Annotated in this window: 16 protein-coding genes and 2 pseudogenes; 15 read left to right on the top strand and 3 right to left on the bottom strand. The window is 68.3% G+C overall.

The window, feature by feature from the left end; genetic code table 11:
- The 14 genes and pseudogenes from MQN93_RS30785 to MQN93_RS30720 all read left to right on the top strand — a co-directional run bounded on the left by MQN93_RS30785 (window position 1) and on the right by MQN93_RS30720 (window position 16017).
- On the top strand, window positions 1-786 hold the full coding sequence (locus tag MQN93_RS30785; RefSeq protein ID WP_242712124.1) for an alpha/beta fold hydrolase: 786 nt from the start codon (window positions 1-3) through the stop codon (window positions 784-786).
- Window positions 787-884: 98 nt separating this feature from the next.
- Window positions 885-1514, top strand: a complete 630-nt coding sequence (locus MQN93_RS30780) for a TetR/AcrR family transcriptional regulator (RefSeq protein ID WP_016432698.1) — start codon at window positions 885-887, stop codon at window positions 1512-1514.
- Between the two features lie 219 nt (window positions 1515-1733).
- Window positions 1734-1946, top strand: a complete 213-nt coding sequence (locus MQN93_RS30775) for a hypothetical protein (RefSeq protein ID WP_242712123.1) — start codon at window positions 1734-1736, stop codon at window positions 1944-1946.
- A 235-nt stretch (window positions 1947-2181) separates the two neighbouring features.
- Window positions 2182-2808 (top strand): cysteine hydrolase family protein, encoded by a 627-nt coding sequence (locus tag MQN93_RS30770; RefSeq protein ID WP_242712122.1) that lies wholly within the window; start codon window positions 2182-2184, stop codon window positions 2806-2808.
- Between the two features lie 54 nt (window positions 2809-2862).
- Complete coding sequence (locus MQN93_RS30765; RefSeq protein ID WP_242712121.1) at window positions 2863-3645, top strand: alpha/beta fold hydrolase; 783 nt, start codon at window positions 2863-2865, stop codon at window positions 3643-3645.
- Window positions 3642-5273, top strand: a complete 1632-nt coding sequence (locus MQN93_RS30760; RefSeq protein ID WP_242712120.1) for an FAD-dependent monooxygenase — start codon at window positions 3642-3644, stop codon at window positions 5271-5273. The genes MQN93_RS30765 and MQN93_RS30760 overlap by 4 nt, the downstream gene beginning before the upstream one ends.
- Window positions 5274-5293: 20 nt before the next feature.
- Window positions 5294-7396, top strand: coding sequence for a hydantoinase/oxoprolinase family protein (locus MQN93_RS30755; protein WP_242712119.1), 2103 nt, complete (start codon window positions 5294-5296; stop codon window positions 7394-7396).
- 11 nt (window positions 7397-7407) lie between these two features.
- Entirely contained in the window at window positions 7408-9744 is a 2337-nt protein-coding gene (locus MQN93_RS30750) for a hydantoinase B/oxoprolinase family protein (RefSeq protein ID WP_242712118.1), read from the top strand.
- A 10-nt stretch (window positions 9745-9754) separates the two neighbouring features.
- Window positions 9755-11195 (top strand): annotated as a pseudogene (locus MQN93_RS30745) (aldehyde dehydrogenase).
- Window positions 11196-11396: 201 nt separating this feature from the next.
- Window positions 11397-11954, top strand: coding sequence for a DUF308 domain-containing protein (locus MQN93_RS30740; RefSeq protein WP_242712117.1), 558 nt, complete (start codon window positions 11397-11399; stop codon window positions 11952-11954).
- 1 nt (window position 11955) lies between these two features.
- On the top strand, window positions 11956-13395 hold the full coding sequence (locus MQN93_RS30735) for a dihydrolipoyl dehydrogenase family protein (protein WP_242712116.1): 1440 nt from the start codon (window positions 11956-11958) through the stop codon (window positions 13393-13395).
- Window positions 13396-13548: 153 nt separating this feature from the next.
- On the top strand, window positions 13549-14382 hold the full coding sequence (locus tag MQN93_RS30730; RefSeq protein ID WP_242712115.1) for an alpha/beta fold hydrolase: 834 nt from the start codon (window positions 13549-13551) through the stop codon (window positions 14380-14382).
- A gap of 4 nt (window positions 14383-14386) precedes the next feature.
- Window positions 14387-15256 carry a VOC family protein gene (locus tag MQN93_RS30725; RefSeq protein WP_242712114.1) on the top strand — a complete coding sequence of 290 codons (870 nt, stop codon included), beginning with the start codon at window positions 14387-14389 and terminating at the stop codon, window positions 15254-15256.
- Window positions 15253-16017, top strand: coding sequence for a 3-hydroxybutyrate dehydrogenase (locus MQN93_RS30720; RefSeq protein WP_242712113.1), 765 nt, complete (start codon window positions 15253-15255; stop codon window positions 16015-16017). The genes MQN93_RS30725 and MQN93_RS30720 overlap by 4 nt, the downstream gene beginning before the upstream one ends.
- On the opposite strand, the gene MQN93_RS30715 is transcribed toward MQN93_RS30720, so the two are convergent.
- Window positions 15971-16501, bottom strand: a complete 531-nt coding sequence (locus MQN93_RS30715; protein ID WP_242712112.1) for a hypothetical protein — start codon at window positions 16499-16501, stop codon at window positions 15971-15973. The two genes, MQN93_RS30720 and MQN93_RS30715, sit on opposite strands and share 47 nt — an antisense overlap.
- Before the next feature lie 86 nt (window positions 16502-16587).
- Between MQN93_RS30715 and MQN93_RS30705 the strand changes: the two are divergent.
- Window positions 16588-17237, top strand: a pseudogene (locus MQN93_RS30705) (HD domain-containing protein).
- 53 nt (window positions 17238-17290) lie between these two features.
- On the opposite strand, the gene MQN93_RS30700 reads toward MQN93_RS30705, so the two are convergent.
- Both MQN93_RS30700 and MQN93_RS30695 read right to left on the bottom strand, forming a co-directional pair.
- On the bottom strand, window positions 17291-17989 hold the full coding sequence (locus MQN93_RS30700; RefSeq protein WP_242712110.1) for an aspartate/glutamate racemase family protein: 699 nt from the start codon (window positions 17987-17989) through the stop codon (window positions 17291-17293).
- A gap of 459 nt (window positions 17990-18448) precedes the next feature.
- Window positions 18449-18676, bottom strand: coding sequence for an aminotransferase class V-fold PLP-dependent enzyme (locus tag MQN93_RS30695; RefSeq protein ID WP_242712109.1), 228 nt, complete (start codon window positions 18674-18676; stop codon window positions 18449-18451).
- Window positions 18677-18764 lie beyond the last annotated feature (88 nt).

Raw genomic sequence — 18764 nt, 5'->3', positions numbered from 1 at the left:
ATGCCGGGCGCGGCGCTTCCGGTCGGCGCACTCTTCCGCTCGGCCACAGAGCGGGGATACCGCGTCGTCACGTACTCACGCCCCGGCTATGGTGCTTCAACTCCGGTGCCGGGGCGCACCCTTGTCGATACGGCCGAGGCGAGCCGCACCCTGATGGACCACCTCGGAGCGGAGCGCTATCTGGTGGCGGGCTGGTCCTCGGGCGGACCCCATGCCATGGCCGACGCGGCGGTGGACCCCCGGCGTGTGCGGGGTGTGTTGCTCAGTGGTTCGTTCGCGCCCTATGACGCCGATGGGCTCGATTTCCTCATTGACATGGGATTGATGAGTGTCATTCAGTTCAGGGCCGCGGCGCGGAGTGTGGAGGCGTGCCGTGCGGTCATCTCGCAGATGGCCGCCGCCGTCCGCGAGCACGACCTTGCCGAAGTCGCCCCCGCGATGGCGAGTTTGCTGCCGAAAGCCGACACCACGGTGCTCCATGGCGTCTACGGCGTGGAAAACGCCGTGAGCATGCGCCACGGACTGGCGGCGGGGTACGCCGGATGGTCCGATGACCTTCACGCGCTGACGGGACCCTGGGGGTTCGATCCCTCCACCATCACTGCCCCTGTTGAGTTGTGGCACGGCGCGATGGACCGTGTGGTGCCGCTCGCGCATGCGAAGTGGCCGCCGGCCCGCCATCTGCCGGGCGTACGCTTCCATGTCGGAGACAGGGAGGGGCACCTGTCGATCGCCGTAGGGAGTCTGGGCGAGAAGCTTGATCAACTCGCGGCGAGGCTGGGCTGACCGCTCGACGCGGGCTCCGTGTGGTGGCGTACGCGTCGTCCGCAACCGCGTGCGGGGTCGCGGCCTGGGGGAGTGGCGTCGGGATCTATGATGAGCCCATGGCGAGAGAATCGGGTACGGCGTCGGCTGGTGCCGGCTTGAGCAGCCGTGAGGTCATCCTGAACGCGGCCCGTTCGCTCATCGGGGAAAAGGGCTACGACGGCATGGCCATCTCGGACCTTTCCTCGCAGTCCGGGCTGCCGCCGAGTTCGATCTACTATCACTTCGGGAACAAGTTCGGTGTCCTGGCAGCGCTCCTCGAGCGCACCTTCGAGGAACTGCACGCCTTGTTCCCCAACCCGTCCTCGTTCGACGACCTGGCGCCACTCGAACGTCTCGAAGCGTGGTTCTCGGCGGCCTGCAACTCCCTCGATCGGCGGCCCGACTACCTGCGTCTCCTGGTCGCCATCAGTGTCGGCCCGCACAAGGATGCCGAGGCGGTTCAGCAGATCGTGCGTCGCATCCGTGACTTCGCCCACCAGTCCTGGGTGGACGCCCTCACTCCGATCTTCGCCCCCGGCGATGGCGAGGACGCCAAGCATCTCGTCGAGGAACTGGCGGTCCTCGGGCGAGCCATGACGGACGGTCTGTCGGTGACGAACAGCTTCGACAACCTGTCCTACAGCTCCCAGGTGGGCCCGTTCGTTTCGTTGATCCGCGGGCTGGCGGCGCAGCGCGGCGTGGCGTAGCGCCGACGGGACATGACACGCCGGCCGGACGTAGGGGTCGTGGCCGCCCGGTGTGGTGACAAAGCCTTGAGAGCATCCGGGCTGTGCCTTATGGTTGGGCGTAACAGAACGTTCTATCTCTAGCGGTGCTGCCGGTCGGGCAGCAGCGGCAGACCAGTCGCACGCCGATCCGCCCTCCCTGCTCTCACCCCTCGCTGCATGTCCCGCAGGAGACGCGCCATGCCTTACTGGGCTGTCACCATTCCGACGCTCACCGCTGATGGAGCGTCCGGCGTTCATGTCTTCATCGTCACCGCCGACCACCCCGACCAGGCCCGCGGCCGTGCTCTGGCCAGGGCGGAGATGCCGATGTCGCTGCGGCATCGCCGCAATGCGGTCCTGCGTCGCGCAGCCCTGACCGTTATCGAGATAACTCCCCGGTGGGGCATGTGATCCCACCGGGCGCCGCGCTTGCTGTGGGGTGCGCGGCGGGGTGTGCGGTAGTCGCGGCGCATATATAGCCAACACGTTTTGGACGTCGTAGAGTGAACGCTACATACACGCCCTCGTCCGGTGCGGGCGTGTGGCAGCGAATCTGCGAGCGAACGCAGACCGACGGCCCGTGCGGCGGTCGAAGCACGAGATTGCCTTTGCGTAACCCCAGCCATCCAAGCCCCCGGAGGTTCACGTGAGCGATACGCCCATCGACGCGGGCCGCACCGCTTTGCTCGTCATCGACATGCAGAACGACTTCGTGGAAGAGGGCGCGCCTCTGGAGTTCCCGGAGGGGCGGAGCGTGATCCCCGCCATCCAGAAGGTGCTCGAGGCGGCCCGCAGCCGCGACATGACGGTCATCTACGCCGCTCATGTGCACCGGCCCGGTGGCGCCGACATAGGGATCCATCGCGATCTGTATCCGCCGGTGGCAGCAGGGAAGGCCCTGGTCGACGGTGAGCGCGGGGTGGAGATTCACCCCAGCCTCGCGCCGCTGCCGGGCGAGCCCGTGATCAAGAAGCACCGTTACAACTCGTTCTACGCCACGGACCTGGAGATCATTTTGCGTGGCCTCGGCATCGAAACAGTGGTCCTCACCGGCATGACAACCGAGTGCTGCGTACTCGGAACAGCCCGCGGCGCCCTGGAGCGCGGGTTCCGCTCCGTGGTGCTCAAGGACGCCTGTGCGTCCTGCGACTACCCGGACCTCGGAGCGGGTCCGATGTCCGCCGAGGAGATGCACTTGGCGGCCCTACGGGTGATGTCCCTGACCTCGTCGCAGCTGGTCGGCACGGACGAGTTCCTCGCTCGACTGCCGTGAAGCTCGACTGCCGTGAAAAGAGTCCCGACGTACGATCCAGTCAGGAGGCTGCACGTGTCGGCCACATCAGAGGATGCCGTCCGCACCGGCGTCCATCCGGTTCTTGTCCTGCTCCACGGGGGAGGGCCGGGCGTCGACGCCGAGAGCAACTGGGCCAGTGTGCGCTCCCGGCTCTCGGGTGAGTTCTCCTGCCTGGCCCCGGACCTGCTGGGATTCGGCACGCAGATCGACGGCTCCGCCGGGATCGAGGGACCGCGCGCCTGGGCGCAGGCCCGGGCGCAACGGATCCTGGACATGCTCGACCGCCTTGGCCTGGAACGCGTACACCTCCTCGGCAACTCGGCCGCAGGCGGAGCCGCGGCCCTGGCGCTCCTGTCCCTGGCGCCCGACCGCATCGGTCGCGCGGTCGTCATGGGAGGCGCGGGAACCGGACCGCTGCCCCCGGTCGTTCCCTTCTACGGCGACCCGACGAAAGAATCCATGCGGGCCACCCTCGCCCGGCTCGTCGCTGATGAGAGCACGCACGGCGAACTGCTGGACGAGCTCGCTGAGATCCGGCTGCAGCAGGCTCTGCGTCCCGGAGCGGAGTCGGCGTTCCGGTCGATGTTTGCCGATGTCGCGGACGGCCCCCCTCCCGTCGACCTCACGAAGATGGTCAACCCGGTCCTCGCTCTGCACGGAGCCCGCGACCGGGTCTCACCGGTAGAGGTCTCCGAGCGTCTCGTGGACGCCCTGCCCAACGCCCACCTCCAGGTGGTGGCGGGGGCAGGTCACTGGATCCACGTGGACCGGCCGGATGAGTTCTGCCGCCTGGTAGGGGAGTTCCTGAACGCATGACGAAGTCAACGAGCAACAGTGAGGACCGAGTTGAGGTCCTGGTCGTCGGCGCCGGCCCCGCGGGACTGACCCTCGCCATCGACCTGGCCCGTCGCGGTGTGCGGTGTCATGTCGTGGAGGAGACCGAGGAGCGAGGCGTCAACCCGCGGTGCAACACCACATCCGCGCGGTCGATGGAGATCTTCCGGCGACTCGGACTCGCCGACGACATCCGGCGGGCCGGGCTGCCCGAGGACCACCCCACCTCGATCCAGTACCGCACGACCCTGAGCGGTGAGGAGATCTACCGCATCGATCTGCCCTCCTCCCGCGACGTACTGCAGGGCGTCGGCAAGGAGACCTGGCCGACCCCGGAGCCACAGCACCGGATCTCGCAGCTCTACCTCGAGCCCATCCTGGAAGAGCACGCGCGCAGGCTTCCCGAGGTCACCCTCGAGCGCGGCACGCGTCTGGTGGAGTTCGAGCAGTACGACGACCACGTCGAGGCGGTCGTGGAGTCCGCCGGGGAGCGCCGCACCCTGCGCTGCGCGTATGTGGTCGGGTGCGACGGCGCCCACAGCACCGTGCGGCGCGGGCTGGGTATCCGCTACGAGGGTGTCGACGCGATCCAGAACTTCGTGTCGACGTTCTTCCGGTCACCCGAGTTCGGGCGGCTGGCCGCACAGGACCGCGCTTGGACGTACTGGACCTACGGGCGCCAGATCGCCTCGCTGATCGCCATCGACGGTGACTCGCTGTGGCTCAACCACGTGGCCTTCGCGCCCGACCACGACACCGAGAGCGAGGATCCCGAGGAGCTTCTGCGGGATGCCGTGGGGAAGCCCGTCGAGCATGAAGTGCTGGGCGTGGTGCGCTGGACCGGGCGCCGACTCGTTGCCCAGCGGTACCGCGCGGGCCGGGTGTTCCTGGCCGGGGACGCCGCCCACATCTGGATCCCCGTCGGCGGATTCGGCATGAACGCGGGGATCCAGGACGCGGCGACGCTGGGCTGGATGCTGGCGGCGGTCCATCACGGGTGGGCCTCACCGGATGTGCTCGACACGTACGAGCTGGAGCGCAAGCCGGTGGGGGAGCAGTTCGCCGGCGCGGTCGGGTCGGCGGCGAACCGGGCGTTCGCGCAGTTCTCGCCGGACATCCACGCGCCCGGTCCGAAGGGCGAGCAGGCTCGCGCCGAATTCGCGGACCGACTCGCCGTCTCCGAGCCGCATCGGTACTCACCCGACGGCTTCAGCTTCGGTTACCACTACGCGGGCTCCCCCCTGGTGGTCGGCGGCGAGGACCAGGCGGCGATCACCATGGGTGAGTTCATGGAACGGGCACAGCCCGGTTTCCGCCTGCCCCATGTCTGGCTCGACGACGACCAGTCCGTGCTCGACGTGCTCGGCCCGGGCTTCACCCTCCTGCGGACGAACCCGAGCGTCAGTGTGACGTCCTGGAACTCGGCGGCCGAGGACCTCGGGATCCCGTTGGCCGTCGTAGACCTGCCTGGACGGTGGCCGGACCGCTATCCCACCGAGCTGTTGCTCGTGCGACCGGACCAACACGTCGCCTGGATGGGCGGATTGGATGCTCGTCCCGACGAGCTCCTGCAGACAGTCACCGGGCGAGTCGCCGCCCATCAGCGGTAGAGATCAACAGGAGAAAGTACATGTCATACGCTCTGGGCATCGACGTGGGCGGAACATTCACCGACGCGGTCGCCTCCGACGGCGCCGGCCGGATCGTGTCCGCCAAGACGCCGACGACACCGCCGCACCGCGAGGTCGGTGTCATGCGTGCGATCGAGGACATCGCAGGCGAGTTGGGCATCGGTGTCGGTGAACTGCTCTCGCAGACCGACTACATCGCCCACGGCACGACCGCTTCGATCAACGCGCTGGTCCAGGGCCAGGTGGCCGACGTAGGCCTCATCGCCACGAAGGGCCACCGCGACGCGATCTACATCATGAACGCCGAGGGCCGCACCCTCGGCCGGTCGGCCCACGAGATCCAGGACACGCTGCGCCAGCGAAAGCCCGCGCCGCTCATCCCGAAGTACCGGGCGCTCGAAGTCACCGAGCGCATCGACCATGCCGGCAAGGTCCTGGTCCCTCTCGACGAGGACGAGGTGCGCGGCGTCGCGCAGTCCCTCGTGGACCAGGGCGTCGAGGCGATCGCGGTCTGCCTGCTGTGGTCGTTCAAGAACGACGCTCACGAACAGCGCGTCCGCGAGCTGATCCACGAGATCGCTCCCGACATGTATGTCACGCTGTCCTCCGAAGTCAGCCCGCGCATCCGTGAGTTCGCGAGAACCTCCACCACGATCATGAACGCCCAGGTGGGCCCGCGTCTGCGCACATATCTCCTGCCTCTGCAAAAGCAGTTGGAGGAAGGCGGTCTCAAGGGCCCCCTGCTGGTCATGCAGAGCGAGGGCGGCACCATCACTGCCGACCGCGCGCCGGAACACGCCATCACCACGGTCGGTTCCGTCCTGTCCGGCGGCGTCATCGGCGGCATGCGCCTGGCCGAGCAACTGGGGCACCGCAACGTCATCACCACCGACGTCGGCGGTACGACCTTCCTCGCCGGGCTCATCGTCGACGGGGAGCCGGTCATGGCACCGGGCTCCATCGTCAACCAGTTCCCGATCAACGCGGCGACCATCCGCGTGCACACCATCGGCTCGGGTGGCGGGGCACTCGCCTCGGTGGACGCCGGCGGAAATCTGCGCCTGGGTCCGCAGAGTGCCGAGGCCGTCCCGGGTCCCGCGTGCTACGGCAACGGCGGCACCCGCCCGACGAACACCGACGCGAACCTGGTCCTCGGCATCCTCAGCCCGCACGGCCTGCTCGGTGGCCGTAAGCCGCTGCGGATGGACCTGGCGCGCGAAGCGATCCGTGAGCATGTCGCCGAGCCGCTCGGCCTCACTGTCGAAGAAGCCGCAATCGCCATCCACGAGGTGCAGAACGCCCAGGCGGGCGACCTCCTGCGCAGGGCCGTCGTGCAGGCCGGCTACGACCCCCGCGACTTTGTCGCCTACGCCTTCGGCGGTGCCGGTCCCGCCCACTGCGCCGGATACTGCCAGGACCTGGGCGTCGGCGAGGTCGTCGTACCCCTCGGCCCCGTCGCCTCCGCCTTCTCGGCCTACGGACTCGCGGCCTCGGACATCATCATGAGCGCCGAACTCTCCGACCCGTCCGCCTTCCCGGTCGACCACACCGTGCTCGAATCGCACTACGCCCGCCTGGAAGCCGATCTGCAGCGTGCGCTCGACCGGCAGAAGGTGAAGTTCCAGGACGTCACGCTGCAGCGTGAGATCGACCTGCGGTACTCGATGCAGGTCACCGAGCTCTCGACGGCCGTACCGGACACCGAGTTCACCGAGCACACCGGTGCCGAGATCCTCGAGCGCTTCGAGGAGCAGTACGAGCGCATCAACGGCAGCGGCGCCGGCTACCGCGAGGCGGGCGTGCAGGCGATCACCTATCGCGTACGGGCCAAGGCCGGCCTCGGCTTTCCCGTCAGGCTGCCGGTCGCGGCCGAGGCCGACGGCCCCGACCCGGCCGGGGCCCTCATCGGGGAACGCCACGTCTGCCTCGACTCACAGATCGGCTATGTGCCCACCCCCGTCTACGACTATGCCCGGCTGCGGGCAGGCCACGAGCTCGTCGGGCCGGCGATCGTCGACGTACCGACCACCGTGGTCGTCGTCCCCGCCGGGGTCACCGGCCGCGTCGACCACCTCGGCAACCTCGTGCTGCGTTACCAGTGAGGACAGCTTCCATGACATCCAGGATCCCCGGGGCGGACGAGTACACCAGCCGCCCCATGCCACGCGAGGAACTGCTGCGGCAGATCTCGCCCGCCCTGCCACTGCACCAGGTCGACGCGGAAACGGCCGATCAGGTCGACGCATTGACGTACGAGGTGGTGAGACACCGGCTGTGGGCCATCACCCAGGAGATGGGTGAGACGCTGCGCCGGATGTCCGGTTCGCACGTCGTCACCGAGTCGAACGACTTCAACTTCTCCATCTGCGACGAACTCGGCGAGCAGGTCCAGGTCGGGGCCTACAACGTCGGCCTCATCGGCTCGATGGACCTGGCCATCGTCTGGACACTGCGCAACCGCAGCGACAACCCGGGGATCGAAGAGGGCGACATGTTCCTCTGCAACGACCCGTGGATCGGCGGCGGACTGCACCAGAACGACGCCGCGATCCTCGCCCCGATCTTCCACGACGGCAAGCTGTTCGGCTGGACGACGGCCATCGCCCACCAGGTCGACCTCGGCGGGCCGCGGCCCGGCTCCTTCAGCCCCTCCGCCCAGGACGTGTTCGGCGAGGCCGTCCCCACGCCGCCGATCAAGGTCGTCCGCGGCGGGGTGCTGCAGCGCGACGTCGCCGACGCATGGGTCCGCAGGTCACGCCTTCCCCACCTGGTGGGCCTCGATCTGCGCGCCAAGATCGCCGCGAACAAGAACGCCGCCGAGCAGATCCTGCGGCTCATCACCAAGTACGGCGCCGACACGGTCAAGGCCGTGATGCGCAGGATGATGGACGACGCCGAGCGCCGGCTGCGAGCCAAGCTGGAAACCCTGCCCGACGGCACATGGAGCGCCGTCGGTTACCAGGAACAGTCGCAGACCGGTGACCGTGGCCTGCACGCCATCAAGGTCACGATGACCAAGGAAGCCGACCGGCTCGTCTTCGACTTCCGCGGCACAGCCGAACAGACCGGCATCATCAACTGCCCCTACCCGGGCCTGCGGGCCGGCATCGTCTTCACGATGCTGCCCCTGCTGGCCGGTGACATCCCCTGGGCAGCGGGCGGGTTGATGCGCTGCTTCGAGATCATCACCGAAGAGAACACCATCACCAACGCGTCGTTCCCGGCGGCCGTGGGCAAGGGGCCCTTCGGACCGGCCTGGGGATCGGGCAACCTCGTCGCCGAGGTGCTGGCCAAGATGCTGGACGCCGAACCCGACCACCGCAGCGACGTGCAGTCGATCTGCAACGGCACCACCGACCTCTGTGTGGTCTCCGGCGTCGACGTCCGCGGCGGCGGCGCCAAGGGCTTCGTGTCTCCCGTCTTCGACGTCATGGCCGGCGGCTACGGGGCCCAGGTGCACCACGACGGCGTCGACACCGGCGGCCGCCTCATCATTCCCTCCGCCAGGGCACCTGACGTGGAGATGACCGAATACCTCTACCCCCTCGTCGCCCTGTGGCGGCGCGAGCAGACCGACTCCGGCGGCCCGGGCCGGCAGCGCGGCGGGATGAGCGGCTCGGTCTGCTATGTGCAGCACCCGGACCAGTCGGGATCGATGTCGCTTGTCGTCTCGGGAACCGGCAAGGTCGCGAACCAGAACGTCGGACTGGCGGGCGGATATCCCGGCAACTCACAGCTCGACCTCGTGGTGCGCGGCATCGACGTACCCCAACTCGCCGGGGCGACGGCCATCCCCGCCGATCTGGACAGACTCGGCGGAGAGATCGAAGTGCTGCCCTGCGAAGGGGAGTCCACCCTCGGTGCGGGCGACGCGCTCTACCTGCACTGGCAGGCCGGCGGCGGCTACGGCGACCCGCTGCTGCGTCCGGTCGACAGCGTCCGCGAGGACGTACAGCAGGTGCGCGTGTCGGCGGACGCCGCGCGCGACGTCTACGGGGTCGTGCTGCGCGAGGACGGCGAAGCGGACACCGCGGCGACCGAGGAGACCCGCCGGAAGCTGCGACACCGCCGCGCCGCCGCTGTCGGACTGTCCGACGCCCGGCTCGCGCCGATCGGCACCCATGACCTGAGCGAGGCACGCCGGCTCGACGACAACCTCGCGGTCGTGGAATCGCCCGACGGCGAAACGGTGGTGTGCGTCCACTGCACCACCGAGATCGGCCCGCTGGCCGAGGGTGCGTACGTCGAGTCACTGCCCCGCCTCGACTCGGCACCGACGGAAGCCGGCCCGCACATCTGGCACGACCCGTCGCAGTACGTCGACGCGGAGGTCGTCTTCCGGCAGCTGTTCTGTCCCGGCTGCCTGACCGCGGTCAACTCCCGTGTGGTGCCCGTCGACCACCCGCTTCCGGCCGACCACTACAAGAGCTGGGCGGAGCCGACCCGTTGAAGGAGACACCATGAATCCGCACCACGATGAGCTCTTCATCGGGGGCCGGTGGGTGAAGCCCGCGTCCGACGGACGGATCACGGTCCTCGGGGCGAGCACCGAGGACGTACTCGGCAGCGTCCCGGAGGGGACGGAGAAGGACATGGACGCGGCTGTGGCCGCGGCCCGGGCCGCCTTCGACGATCCGGACGGATGGTCCCGCTGGGAGCCGACGCGGCGAGCCGACGCCCTCCACCGCCTCGCCGATGCGCTCGAGCGGCGGAGCAAGGACATCACACGCATCGTCAGCGCGCAGAACGGCATGACGATCGGGCTCTCCGAGCAGGTCGAGGGTGCCCTTCCGGGCATCCTGCTGCGCTACTACGCCGACCGGATCCGCGACGACACGGGCGAGACGGTGCGCGACGGCATGCTCGGTGCGCCCGTACACGTCCGCGGGGAAGCCCCTCGGCGTGGTGGCGGGGATCGTGCCCTGGAATGCTCCCCAGCTGTTGTCGGCGACGAAGTACGCGCCCGGCCTGGCCGCAGGGTGCACGTTCGTGCTCAAGCCGTCCCCGGAGACCGTGCTCGACTCGGTGCTCTTCGCGGAGGCGGTCGAAGAGGCGGGGCTGCCGCCGGGCGTGGTCAACGTTGTTCCGGCCGGGCGTGAGGCAGGCGCGTATATCGTGTCCCATCCCGGCGTCGACAAGGTGGCCTTCACCGGCTCCACCGCGGCGGGGCGGCAGATCGCCGCGACCTGCGGCACCCTTCTGCGCCCGGTCACACTGGAGTTGGGTGGCAAGTCGGCCGCCGTCATCCTGGACGACGTGGACCTCGGCACCATGATGTCCGAACCGTTCGTTCAGGCGACGCTGCTGGCGAACGGTCAGGCCTGCTTCGCCAGCACCCGCATCCTGGCGCCGCGAAGCCGGTACGACGAGGTCGTCGACGCGGTGGCCTCCCTGGTCGGCGGTCTGACCGTCGGCGATCCCCTGGACCCCGCGACGCAGGTCGGTCCGATGGCGAGCGCGCGCCAGCGGGACCGGGTGGAGGGCTACATCGAGAAGGGCAGGACGGAGGGCGCCCGGCTGGTCGTGGGCGGCTCCCGTCCGACGCTCGAAAGGGGCTACTACGTCACGCCGACGGTGTTCGCCGACGTCGACAACGCCCAGGTCATCGCCCGCGAGGAGATCTTCGGCCCGGTGCTCGCCGTGATCCCCTACACCGACGAGGACGACGCCGTACGCATCGCGAACGACTCGGAGTACGGCCTCGGCGGCACCGTGTGGACGAACGACGACGAGCGCGCCCTGAGTGTGGCACGTCGCATGCACACCGGGACGGTCGGGCTGAACCACTACACGGTCGACCCGGCGGCACCGTTCGGCGGAGTCAAGGCGAGTGGGCTGGGCCGCGAGTTCGGTCCGGAGGCGCTGCTCAACTACCAGCAGGTGAAGTCGATTTACCGGTGATCCCGGCACGGACAAGAGCATAGGTAGAACGTTCGGTCTTGACAGATCGTGGCGGAGTCGACATGCTGAGCTCAGATAGAACGTTCGGTCTCGCTTCCGGAGGTTCCAGCGGCCCGTCACAGGCCTGTCGTCGGGAGCAAGCCGTACGTGCCAACTGCTGAATCGCACCGTCGACTTCGCCGCAACTACGAAAGGATCATCGTGACCACCGTTGACACTCCCGCTGCCGGGGGCATCGCGCCGGCCCTGCGCCAGCTGTACCTGGTGCGGTTCGCATTCGCCATCGTCTGGGCGGGCCTGGTGTTCGCCACCAAGTCCGAGCTCGGCGCGCCGGGCATCGCCCTGGTCGTCATCTACCCGCTCTTCGACGTCGCCGCGGCGGTCTGGGACTCCCGCTCCTCCAGCGACAACGAACAGGTACGCAGCCTGCAGTTCAACATCGCCATCAGCCTCATCGCCGCCGTGGGCCTGGCCATCGCCGGCGCCTCCGGAGTGCCGGCCATCCTGCGGGTGTGGGGTGCCTGGGCGATCATCTCCGGAATCGTCCAGCTGATCGTGGCCGTCAAGCGCCGCGCGATGGGCGGCCAGTGGCCGATGATCCTCAGCGGCAGCATCTCCGTACTGGCCGGTGCCAACTTCGTCGCGAGCGCCTCGGGGACGGACCCGAAGCTCAGCGGCGTGGCCGGCTATGCCGTTCTCGGCGGCATCTTCTTCCTCGTCTCGGCCCTGCGCCTCGGCCGCGCCGCCAGGGAGAGCTGACATGGGTACCAACACCTACGACGTCGTCGTCATCGGCGCGGGCCCGGTCGGGGAGAACGTCGCCGACCGCGTGGTGCAGGGCGGCCTGAGCGTGGCCATCGTCGAGCGGGAACTGGTCGGAGGGGAGTGCTCGTACTGGGCCTGCATGCCGACGAAGGCGCTGCTGCGCAGCGGGGCTGCCCTCCGCGCGGCGCGACAGGTGCCCGGCGCACGTGAAGCGGTCAAGGGTGACCTGGATGTCGCCGCCGTGCTCGAGCGCCGCGACTCCTTCGCGTCGAACTGGAAGGACGACGGACAGGCCTCCTGGCTCGAGCAGGTGGGTGTGCCGCTGTACCGCGGACACGGCCGCATCAGCTCCGCCCGGGTCGTCGAGGTGTCCGGCAAGGACGGCTCCGTCACGACGCTGACCGCACGGCACGCGGTCGTCGTCTCGACCGGAAGCGGCGCGCTGGTCCCGGATGTGGAGGGACTGCGTCAGGCAAAGCCCTGGACGAGCCGGGAGGCTGTCGCAACGGGCGAAGTCCCGGGCCACCTCGCCATCATCGGCGGTGGCGTGGTCGCGTCGGAGATGGCGACAGCGTTCGCCGGCCTGGGCGCCTCGGTGACGATGCTGGCGCGGGACGGAGTGCTGCCCATGGCGGAACCGTTCGCCGGCGAGTACGTCGTCGAGTCGCTGCGCGAGAGCGGCGTCTCGGTCCACCTCGGAGCCGAAGCGGCGTCCGTGAAGCGGACCGACGACGGAGCGGTGTGCATCACCCTCACCAACGGTGAGCAGGTCGAAGCCGATGAACTGCTCGTCGCGATCGGTCGTACGCCCAACACGCAGGACATCGGCCTCGACGCCGTCGGTCTGACGCCCGGTGCCTGGCTCACCGTCGACGACACCATGCGTGTCGTCGGTGAGGACGGCGCACTGTTCGACGACGGATGGCTGTATGCCGCCGGTGACGTCAACCGGCGCGTGCTGCTGACCCACCAGGGCAAGTACCAGGCCCGCGCCGTGGGCGACGTCATCGTGGCCCGCGCGAAGAACGAAACGGTCGAGCAGGGTCGGTGGGGCCGCCACGTGGCCACATCCGACGAGCGCGCGGTACCGCAGGTGGTGTTCACCGAGCCGGAGCTCGCGTCGGTCGGGCTGACCGCGGCCGCTGCCGAGGCCGCCGGGCTGCGCATCCGGGTCGTCGACTACGACCTGGCCGCGACCGCCGGATCCTCCCTGCAGGCCGAGGGATATCGCGGTCGGGCCAGGATGGTCGTCGACGAGGACCGCAAGGTGATCGTCGGATTCACGCTGGTCGGCCCGGGTGTCGCGGAACTGCTGCATGCGGCGACGATCGCGGTGGTCGGCGAGGTGCCGATCGACCGACTGTGGCACGCGGTCCCGGCGTTCCCCACGGTCAGCGAGGTGTGGCTGCGGCTGCTGGAAGCCTACGGCCGTTGACGCACACGACTGGTGTCCTGCCCGTTCAGTGGCGACGGGACGAGACACGGCGCGCCCCCTGCCTCCCAGCAGGGGGTTTTGCGTAGGGCAAAAACCCTTGTTGGCGCCACGTATTCTTGTATAGTGAGCGTTACATACAGGAAGGGGGTCGAAATGGCGAACGTGGCGAACGTGACGACCATGGTGGACGTCGGAGACGCGCAACTGGCCTGCACCGACGTCGGTTCGGGCAGCCCGGTCGTGTGGCTGCACGGCTCGGGGCCGGGTGCGACCGGCATGAGCAATTTCGGCGGCAACCTCGCGGCGTTCCAGGACTACCGCAACATCGTGGTGGACCTTCCCGGCTGGGGAAGCTCTCCGCGACCTGACACGGGCGAACCACTGATCTTCGACGCGGCGGAGCGTGTGTGCCGTGCGATGACGGCGCTCGGGATCGAGCGCGCCCACCTGGTGGGCAACTCCTACGGTGGCGCCGTGGCGATGCGCATTGCGATGCGCCACCCTGAGCGAGTGGACCGGGTGGTCCTCATGGCACCGGGCGGAGTCCTGCCGGCCGACGCGCCACCGTGGCCCGTCGGGCTGGAACGGCTCTTCGGCTACATGGCGGCCCAGAAGCCGTCGCGCGAGGCGATGGCCGAGTTCGTACGGCTGATGGTGTTCGACGAGACGCTGGCGACGGAGTCCCTCATCGACGAGCGGTACGAGTCGAGCCTGCGCGCCCACCCTGAACTGCCGATCCCGCCGAACTTCGGCGACCTGACCCCCGATCTGGCGCTCATCTCCGCCCCGACGCTGCTCGTGTGGGGGCGAGAGGACCAGACCGTCCCGCTGACCTGGGCGCCCAAGATCCTCGAGGGCATTCCCAACGCGGAGCTGCGTGTTCTGCCGAACTGCCGGCACTGGGTGCAGTACGAGCGTGCGCCCGAGTTCAACCACATCGTTCGCGAGTTTCTGCAGGGCGGCGCGGCCGCCGCAGCGGAGGGATGAAAACGTGGGAATCCGCAAGCTGGGCTATGTCGGTCTGAACGTCACCGACGTGGAGGCTTGGACCGATCTCCTCAAACGCACACTGGGTATCGGCGTCACCACAGCCAAGTTCGGCACGGAGGAGATCGGGCTCGCCGAACTGGACGAGTTCAAGTACCGAGTGGCGCTGTACCCGTCCGCTGAGGACACCCCACGGCACCTCGGCTGGATCGTCGACACCCCGCCCGACCTGGACAGGCTCACCCAGAGGCTCACCGACGCGGGTTACACCGTCGAGGACGGCTCGCCGGAAGAGACACAACTCCGTGGCGCCACGCGTCTTCGCTGGTTCACCGACCCCGTCGGCTACCGGGTGGAGCTGGCGATCGGCGAGGCCAAGGCGCGCACCAGTGTCGCCAGGCCCGACGGCACCCATCCCGGCACCACCGGCCTCGGCCACTTCGTGCTGGCCAGCCCCAAGCTCGCCGAACTGCGTGAACTCTACGAATCCGTGCTGGAGTTCAAGCTGACCGACTACCGCGCCCCCGGCCTGTACTTCTTCCGGTGCAACTCGGCCCACCACGCCATCGCCCTCGCGGGCGCGGACGCGCCGTCGATCCATCACCTGGAGTTCGAGCACGGCTCGATCGACGACGTCGGGCGGTCGTACGACCGGGCCAAGGCCAATGGCGCGCCCATCTCGATCAGCCTGGGCCGGCACATGAACGACAAGGCGATCTCGTTCTATGTGCAGAACCCCAGCGGTTTCCACCTCGAGATCGGCTGTGGTGGGATCGAAGTGGGCGACGACTGGGTGCCGCACGACTTCGGGGTCTCGGACGTCTGGGGGCACCACCACACCAACACCAACCCCTTCGCTTCACCGGCGTCATGACGGGCCCCGTCGAAGGTCCTGACCTCTCCGGTCGCCGCGCGATCGTCACCGGTGCGGCAAGCGGCATCGGCCAGGCGGTGGCGGCCCGGCTCGCCACGCTCGGCGCCCACGTCGTCGTGTGTGACGTCGATGCCGAAGGTGCGAGGCGCACGGCCGATCAGATCGGCGGCGAGGCACTGGTGATCGACCTCAGCCGGACCGCCGAGCTGGCCGAGCGGACGCTGGACGCGGACATCCTCGTGAACAACGCGGGGATTCAACACGTCGCGCCCGTCGACAAGTTCGAGCCCGAGCGGTTCGCCTTCATGCTGCGGCTGATGCTGGAGGCGCCGTTCCTCCTCAGCCGCGCCGTGCTTCCGGGCATGTACGAGCGGGGCTGGGGACGGATCGTCCACATCTCCAGCGTCCACGGCCTGCGAGCCAGTGCCTACAAGTCCGCGTACGTCAGCGCCAAGCACGGTCTGCTCGGGCTCTCCAAGGTCATCGCGCTGGAGGGGGCCGCCAAGGGCGTCACCAGCAACTGCGTGTGCCCCGGATATGTGCGAACCCCTCTGGTCGAGAAGCAGTTGGCGGACCAGGCGGTCCTCCACGACATGAAGACGGATCAGGTCCTCTCGGACGTGCTGCTGACGCGCTCGGCGGTCAAGCGCCTGATCGAGCCCGACGAGGTCGCCGGCGCGGTGGCCTTCCTGTGCTCGCCGCAGTCGGTATCCATCACGGGCACCGAACTGACCCTCGACGGCGGGTGGGGCGCCTCCTGAGGGCGGCGTGCCTTCCAGAATGCCGGGCGCACGGCAATTGACCGCCTGAACGCCGCCGCGTGTGTGCGCAGCGGCACCTCCTCGAGTCGGTGAAGCCGACCTTGAAGGGACGGGCAAGGGCCGAGTCGAGCTTCGACAGGAAGGGCGTGTCGTCGAGAGCGTCAGTGTTGCTGCCATTCAGCATCTTCAACCGGTCCGGGTGGGCCGCCGCGGCCTTCTCGAAGGCGGCGGTGTGCTGCACGGGCTTGAAGGCGCCTGCGATCTTGTCGGGCACCAGCGAGTGGGTGACGGACAGGAAGACGGCGACGCCGATGGTGCCACCCATCTGCCGGAAGAAGGTGGTGGAGGACGTCGCGACCCCGATGTCCCGTGAGGAGACCGCGTTCTGCATGGCCGGCACGATCGTCCGCAGGTTCGGACCGAGCCCGGCGCCGACGACGAACATCGCGATGTCGATGTGCACCAGACTGCTGTCGGCAGACATCCTCCACGGAGCCGTCCGTCGGACATTGGTGGTGGCGATCTCCCTGCATACCAGGGCCTACGGCAGGCTCGTGACACGATGGGCGGATGAACGATGAGCGTCGGGCCCTCCTCGTGGAGAAATCGCCTCTTCCCGCTGATCTTGAGGACAGACTGAGCGCCCAACTCACCTTTCTGATCGAGGTGGATCAGCTCAAGACCGTGCTTCGGCAGTCACCTCTTGCTGCGGCCGACCGCCGCGAGAACGACGCCGAGCACTCATGGCACCTGGCCATGATGGTCGCGATCCTCGCCGAGCACTCCGACGAGCCATTGACCTGGGACACACCATCCAGCTCGTCCTCCTGCACGATCTCGTCGAGATCTACGCAGGCGACACGCCGTTGTACGACAGTGCGGCAGGCGCCGATCAGCACGAGCGGGAGGTGGCTGCGGCGATAGACATCTTCGGCCTGCTTCCGGTCGACCAGGCGCAGCGCCTCCAGGCACTCTGGGAGGAGTTCGAGGAGCGCCGCACTCCCGAGGCCAGGTTCGCCAAAGCCATGGACCGACTGCAACCCCTGCTGCTCAACTGGATGGCACACGGCGGCACTTGGCGGACTCCAGGCGTCACCGCGGACGATGTCCGGGCCCGGAAGGCCGTGATCGGGGAAGCCTCTTCGTCGCTATGGGCGGCCGGGCGGCGCCTCATCGACGAGGGTGAGGCGCGAGGCTGGTCCAGGCGCGGAACATCTTGAGCATGGGCTCTTCCCGCGCGATCTGCCGGCTCGGATTCCAACGCGTCGGCTCCTCAGCCGTGTTGAGTCAGCGCTGCGTCCACGGCTGCTTCGGCATGGAGGCGTGCGGTGGGGAAGACCGGGACGGGACTGTCTTCAGGGCCGATGAGCAGCTCGATCTCCGTGCAGCCCAGGATGATGCCCTCCGCACCGGCGGCAACGAGATCTTCTATGACCTTTCGGTAGGCAGCGCGGGATTCGTCCTTGATCACTCCGAGGCAGAGTTCCTCGTAGATGACTTGGTGCACCAGGCCGCGTTGCGCAGAATCCGGGATGAACACCTGGAGGCCGCCCGCCTCAAGGCGGCCCCGGTAGAAGTCCTGTTCCATGGTGAACGCCGTGCCCAACAGGCCGACCCGGCTCAGGCCCGAAGCCCGCACAGCGTCAGCCGTGGCATCGGCCAGATGCAACAGGGGGATGGACACCGCCGCCTCGACCGCATCGGCCACCTTGTGCATCGTGTTGGTGCAGATGAGCATCAGGTCGGCACCGGCTGCTTCCAAAGACCGAGCGGCCCCGGCAAGGATCTCGGCGGCTTCCGCCCAGCGGCCCTGGACCTGCAACTGCTCGATCTCGGCGAAGTCGACCGAGTGGAGCACGCATCGAGCTGAGTGGAGCCCACCAAGCCGGTCTCGTGCGAGCTCGTTCAGGAGCCGGTAGTACTCAGCCGTCGATTCCCAGCTCATTCCACCGATCAGACCGATGGTCTTCATCGCCCCACTCCTCGAAGCACGGATTCTGCTCACCTTCCGGCCATGTTCTCATAAGTGAAATAAGGGTAGTGGGGTCAAGTCATAAGGCTTGCTTTGGTGTGGGCGGTTCGACAGCGGAAAGCATCGCAGTGCCTCGACGGCCCACGGCAGGCGCGCCGGACTCTGGGGCTCCTCATGTCGGGACAGGAAGAGGTCACGGGCGCGCTCCCGTTGGACTACCAGCACCTCTTCCCCTGCCTGCTTGGCGCGGGGGACAGGTGCCGCCGCATCTGACATGAAGTACGGGAAGCTGACACGGGTCCATCCCGGCTTCATCGCCTCGATGTCCTGTTCCGTGATCACGTCGCGGTGTGCGTGAGATTGGTCGGTATCGATGCCGAGTAAGTGGTGTCCGTAGGGGCCGGCACAGGAGCAGTCCTCCGCGGGCCTGCACCCCGAAGAGGTTGTCCAGCAGTGCAGTCACGAAATGGTGATGCAGATACCGCGTATGGACTCGACGATGGCCGGTGTGCCGCCCTCTTCGCGTGCCACTGCGTCAGGCGTATAGCGGTGGCTGTCGGGTCCGACATAACTGACGGTGCCACCTCCCGGCACGACCGGCACGGTGGTGCGGAGAAGGTCGCGGTGCACGACGAGAACCGCAGGCGTCTGAGGGCCGCCAGCGAACTTGTGCGGCGACAGGAACACGGCGTCCTTGTGGTTACGCCGACCGGGTGCCGACTCATGATTCGCGCCAGGCCAGCTCGTTGGAGTGGTGTTCTTACGGTCCGAGGAA

The organism is Streptomyces spinosisporus (genome assembly GCF_022698145.1).
Lineage (GTDB): Bacteria > Actinomycetota > Actinomycetes > Streptomycetales > Streptomycetaceae > Streptomyces > Streptomyces spinosisporus.
Note: the sequence above shows the minus strand (reverse complement) of the source record. Positions and strands in the feature narration are given on the sequence as shown.

Coding starts and splice junctions, on each gene's coding strand:
- MQN93_RS30785 (WP_242712124.1), top strand. CDS start 1: ATGCCGGGCGCGGCGCTTCCGGTCGGCGCACTCTTCCGCTCGGCCACA.
- MQN93_RS30780 (WP_016432698.1), top strand. CDS start 885: ATGGCGAGAGAATCGGGTACGGCGTCGGCTGGTGCCGGCTTGAGCAGC.
- MQN93_RS30775 (WP_242712123.1), top strand. CDS start 1,734: ATGCCTTACTGGGCTGTCACCATTCCGACGCTCACCGCTGATGGAGCG.
- MQN93_RS30760 (WP_242712120.1), top strand. CDS start 3,642: ATGACGAAGTCAACGAGCAACAGTGAGGACCGAGTTGAGGTCCTGGTC.
- MQN93_RS30755 (WP_242712119.1), top strand. CDS start 5,294: ATGTCATACGCTCTGGGCATCGACGTGGGCGGAACATTCACCGACGCG.
- MQN93_RS30750 (WP_242712118.1), top strand. CDS start 7,408: ATGACATCCAGGATCCCCGGGGCGGACGAGTACACCAGCCGCCCCATG.
- MQN93_RS30735 (WP_242712116.1), top strand. CDS start 11,956: ATGGGTACCAACACCTACGACGTCGTCGTCATCGGCGCGGGCCCGGTC.
- MQN93_RS30730 (WP_242712115.1), top strand. CDS start 13,549: ATGGCGAACGTGGCGAACGTGACGACCATGGTGGACGTCGGAGACGCG.
- MQN93_RS30720 (WP_242712113.1), top strand. CDS start 15,253: ATGACGGGCCCCGTCGAAGGTCCTGACCTCTCCGGTCGCCGCGCGATC.
- MQN93_RS30715 (WP_242712112.1), bottom strand. CDS start 16,501: ATGTCTGCCGACAGCAGTCTGGTGCACATCGACATCGCGATGTTCGTC.
- MQN93_RS30700 (WP_242712110.1), bottom strand. CDS start 17,989: ATGAAGACCATCGGTCTGATCGGTGGAATGAGCTGGGAATCGACGGCT.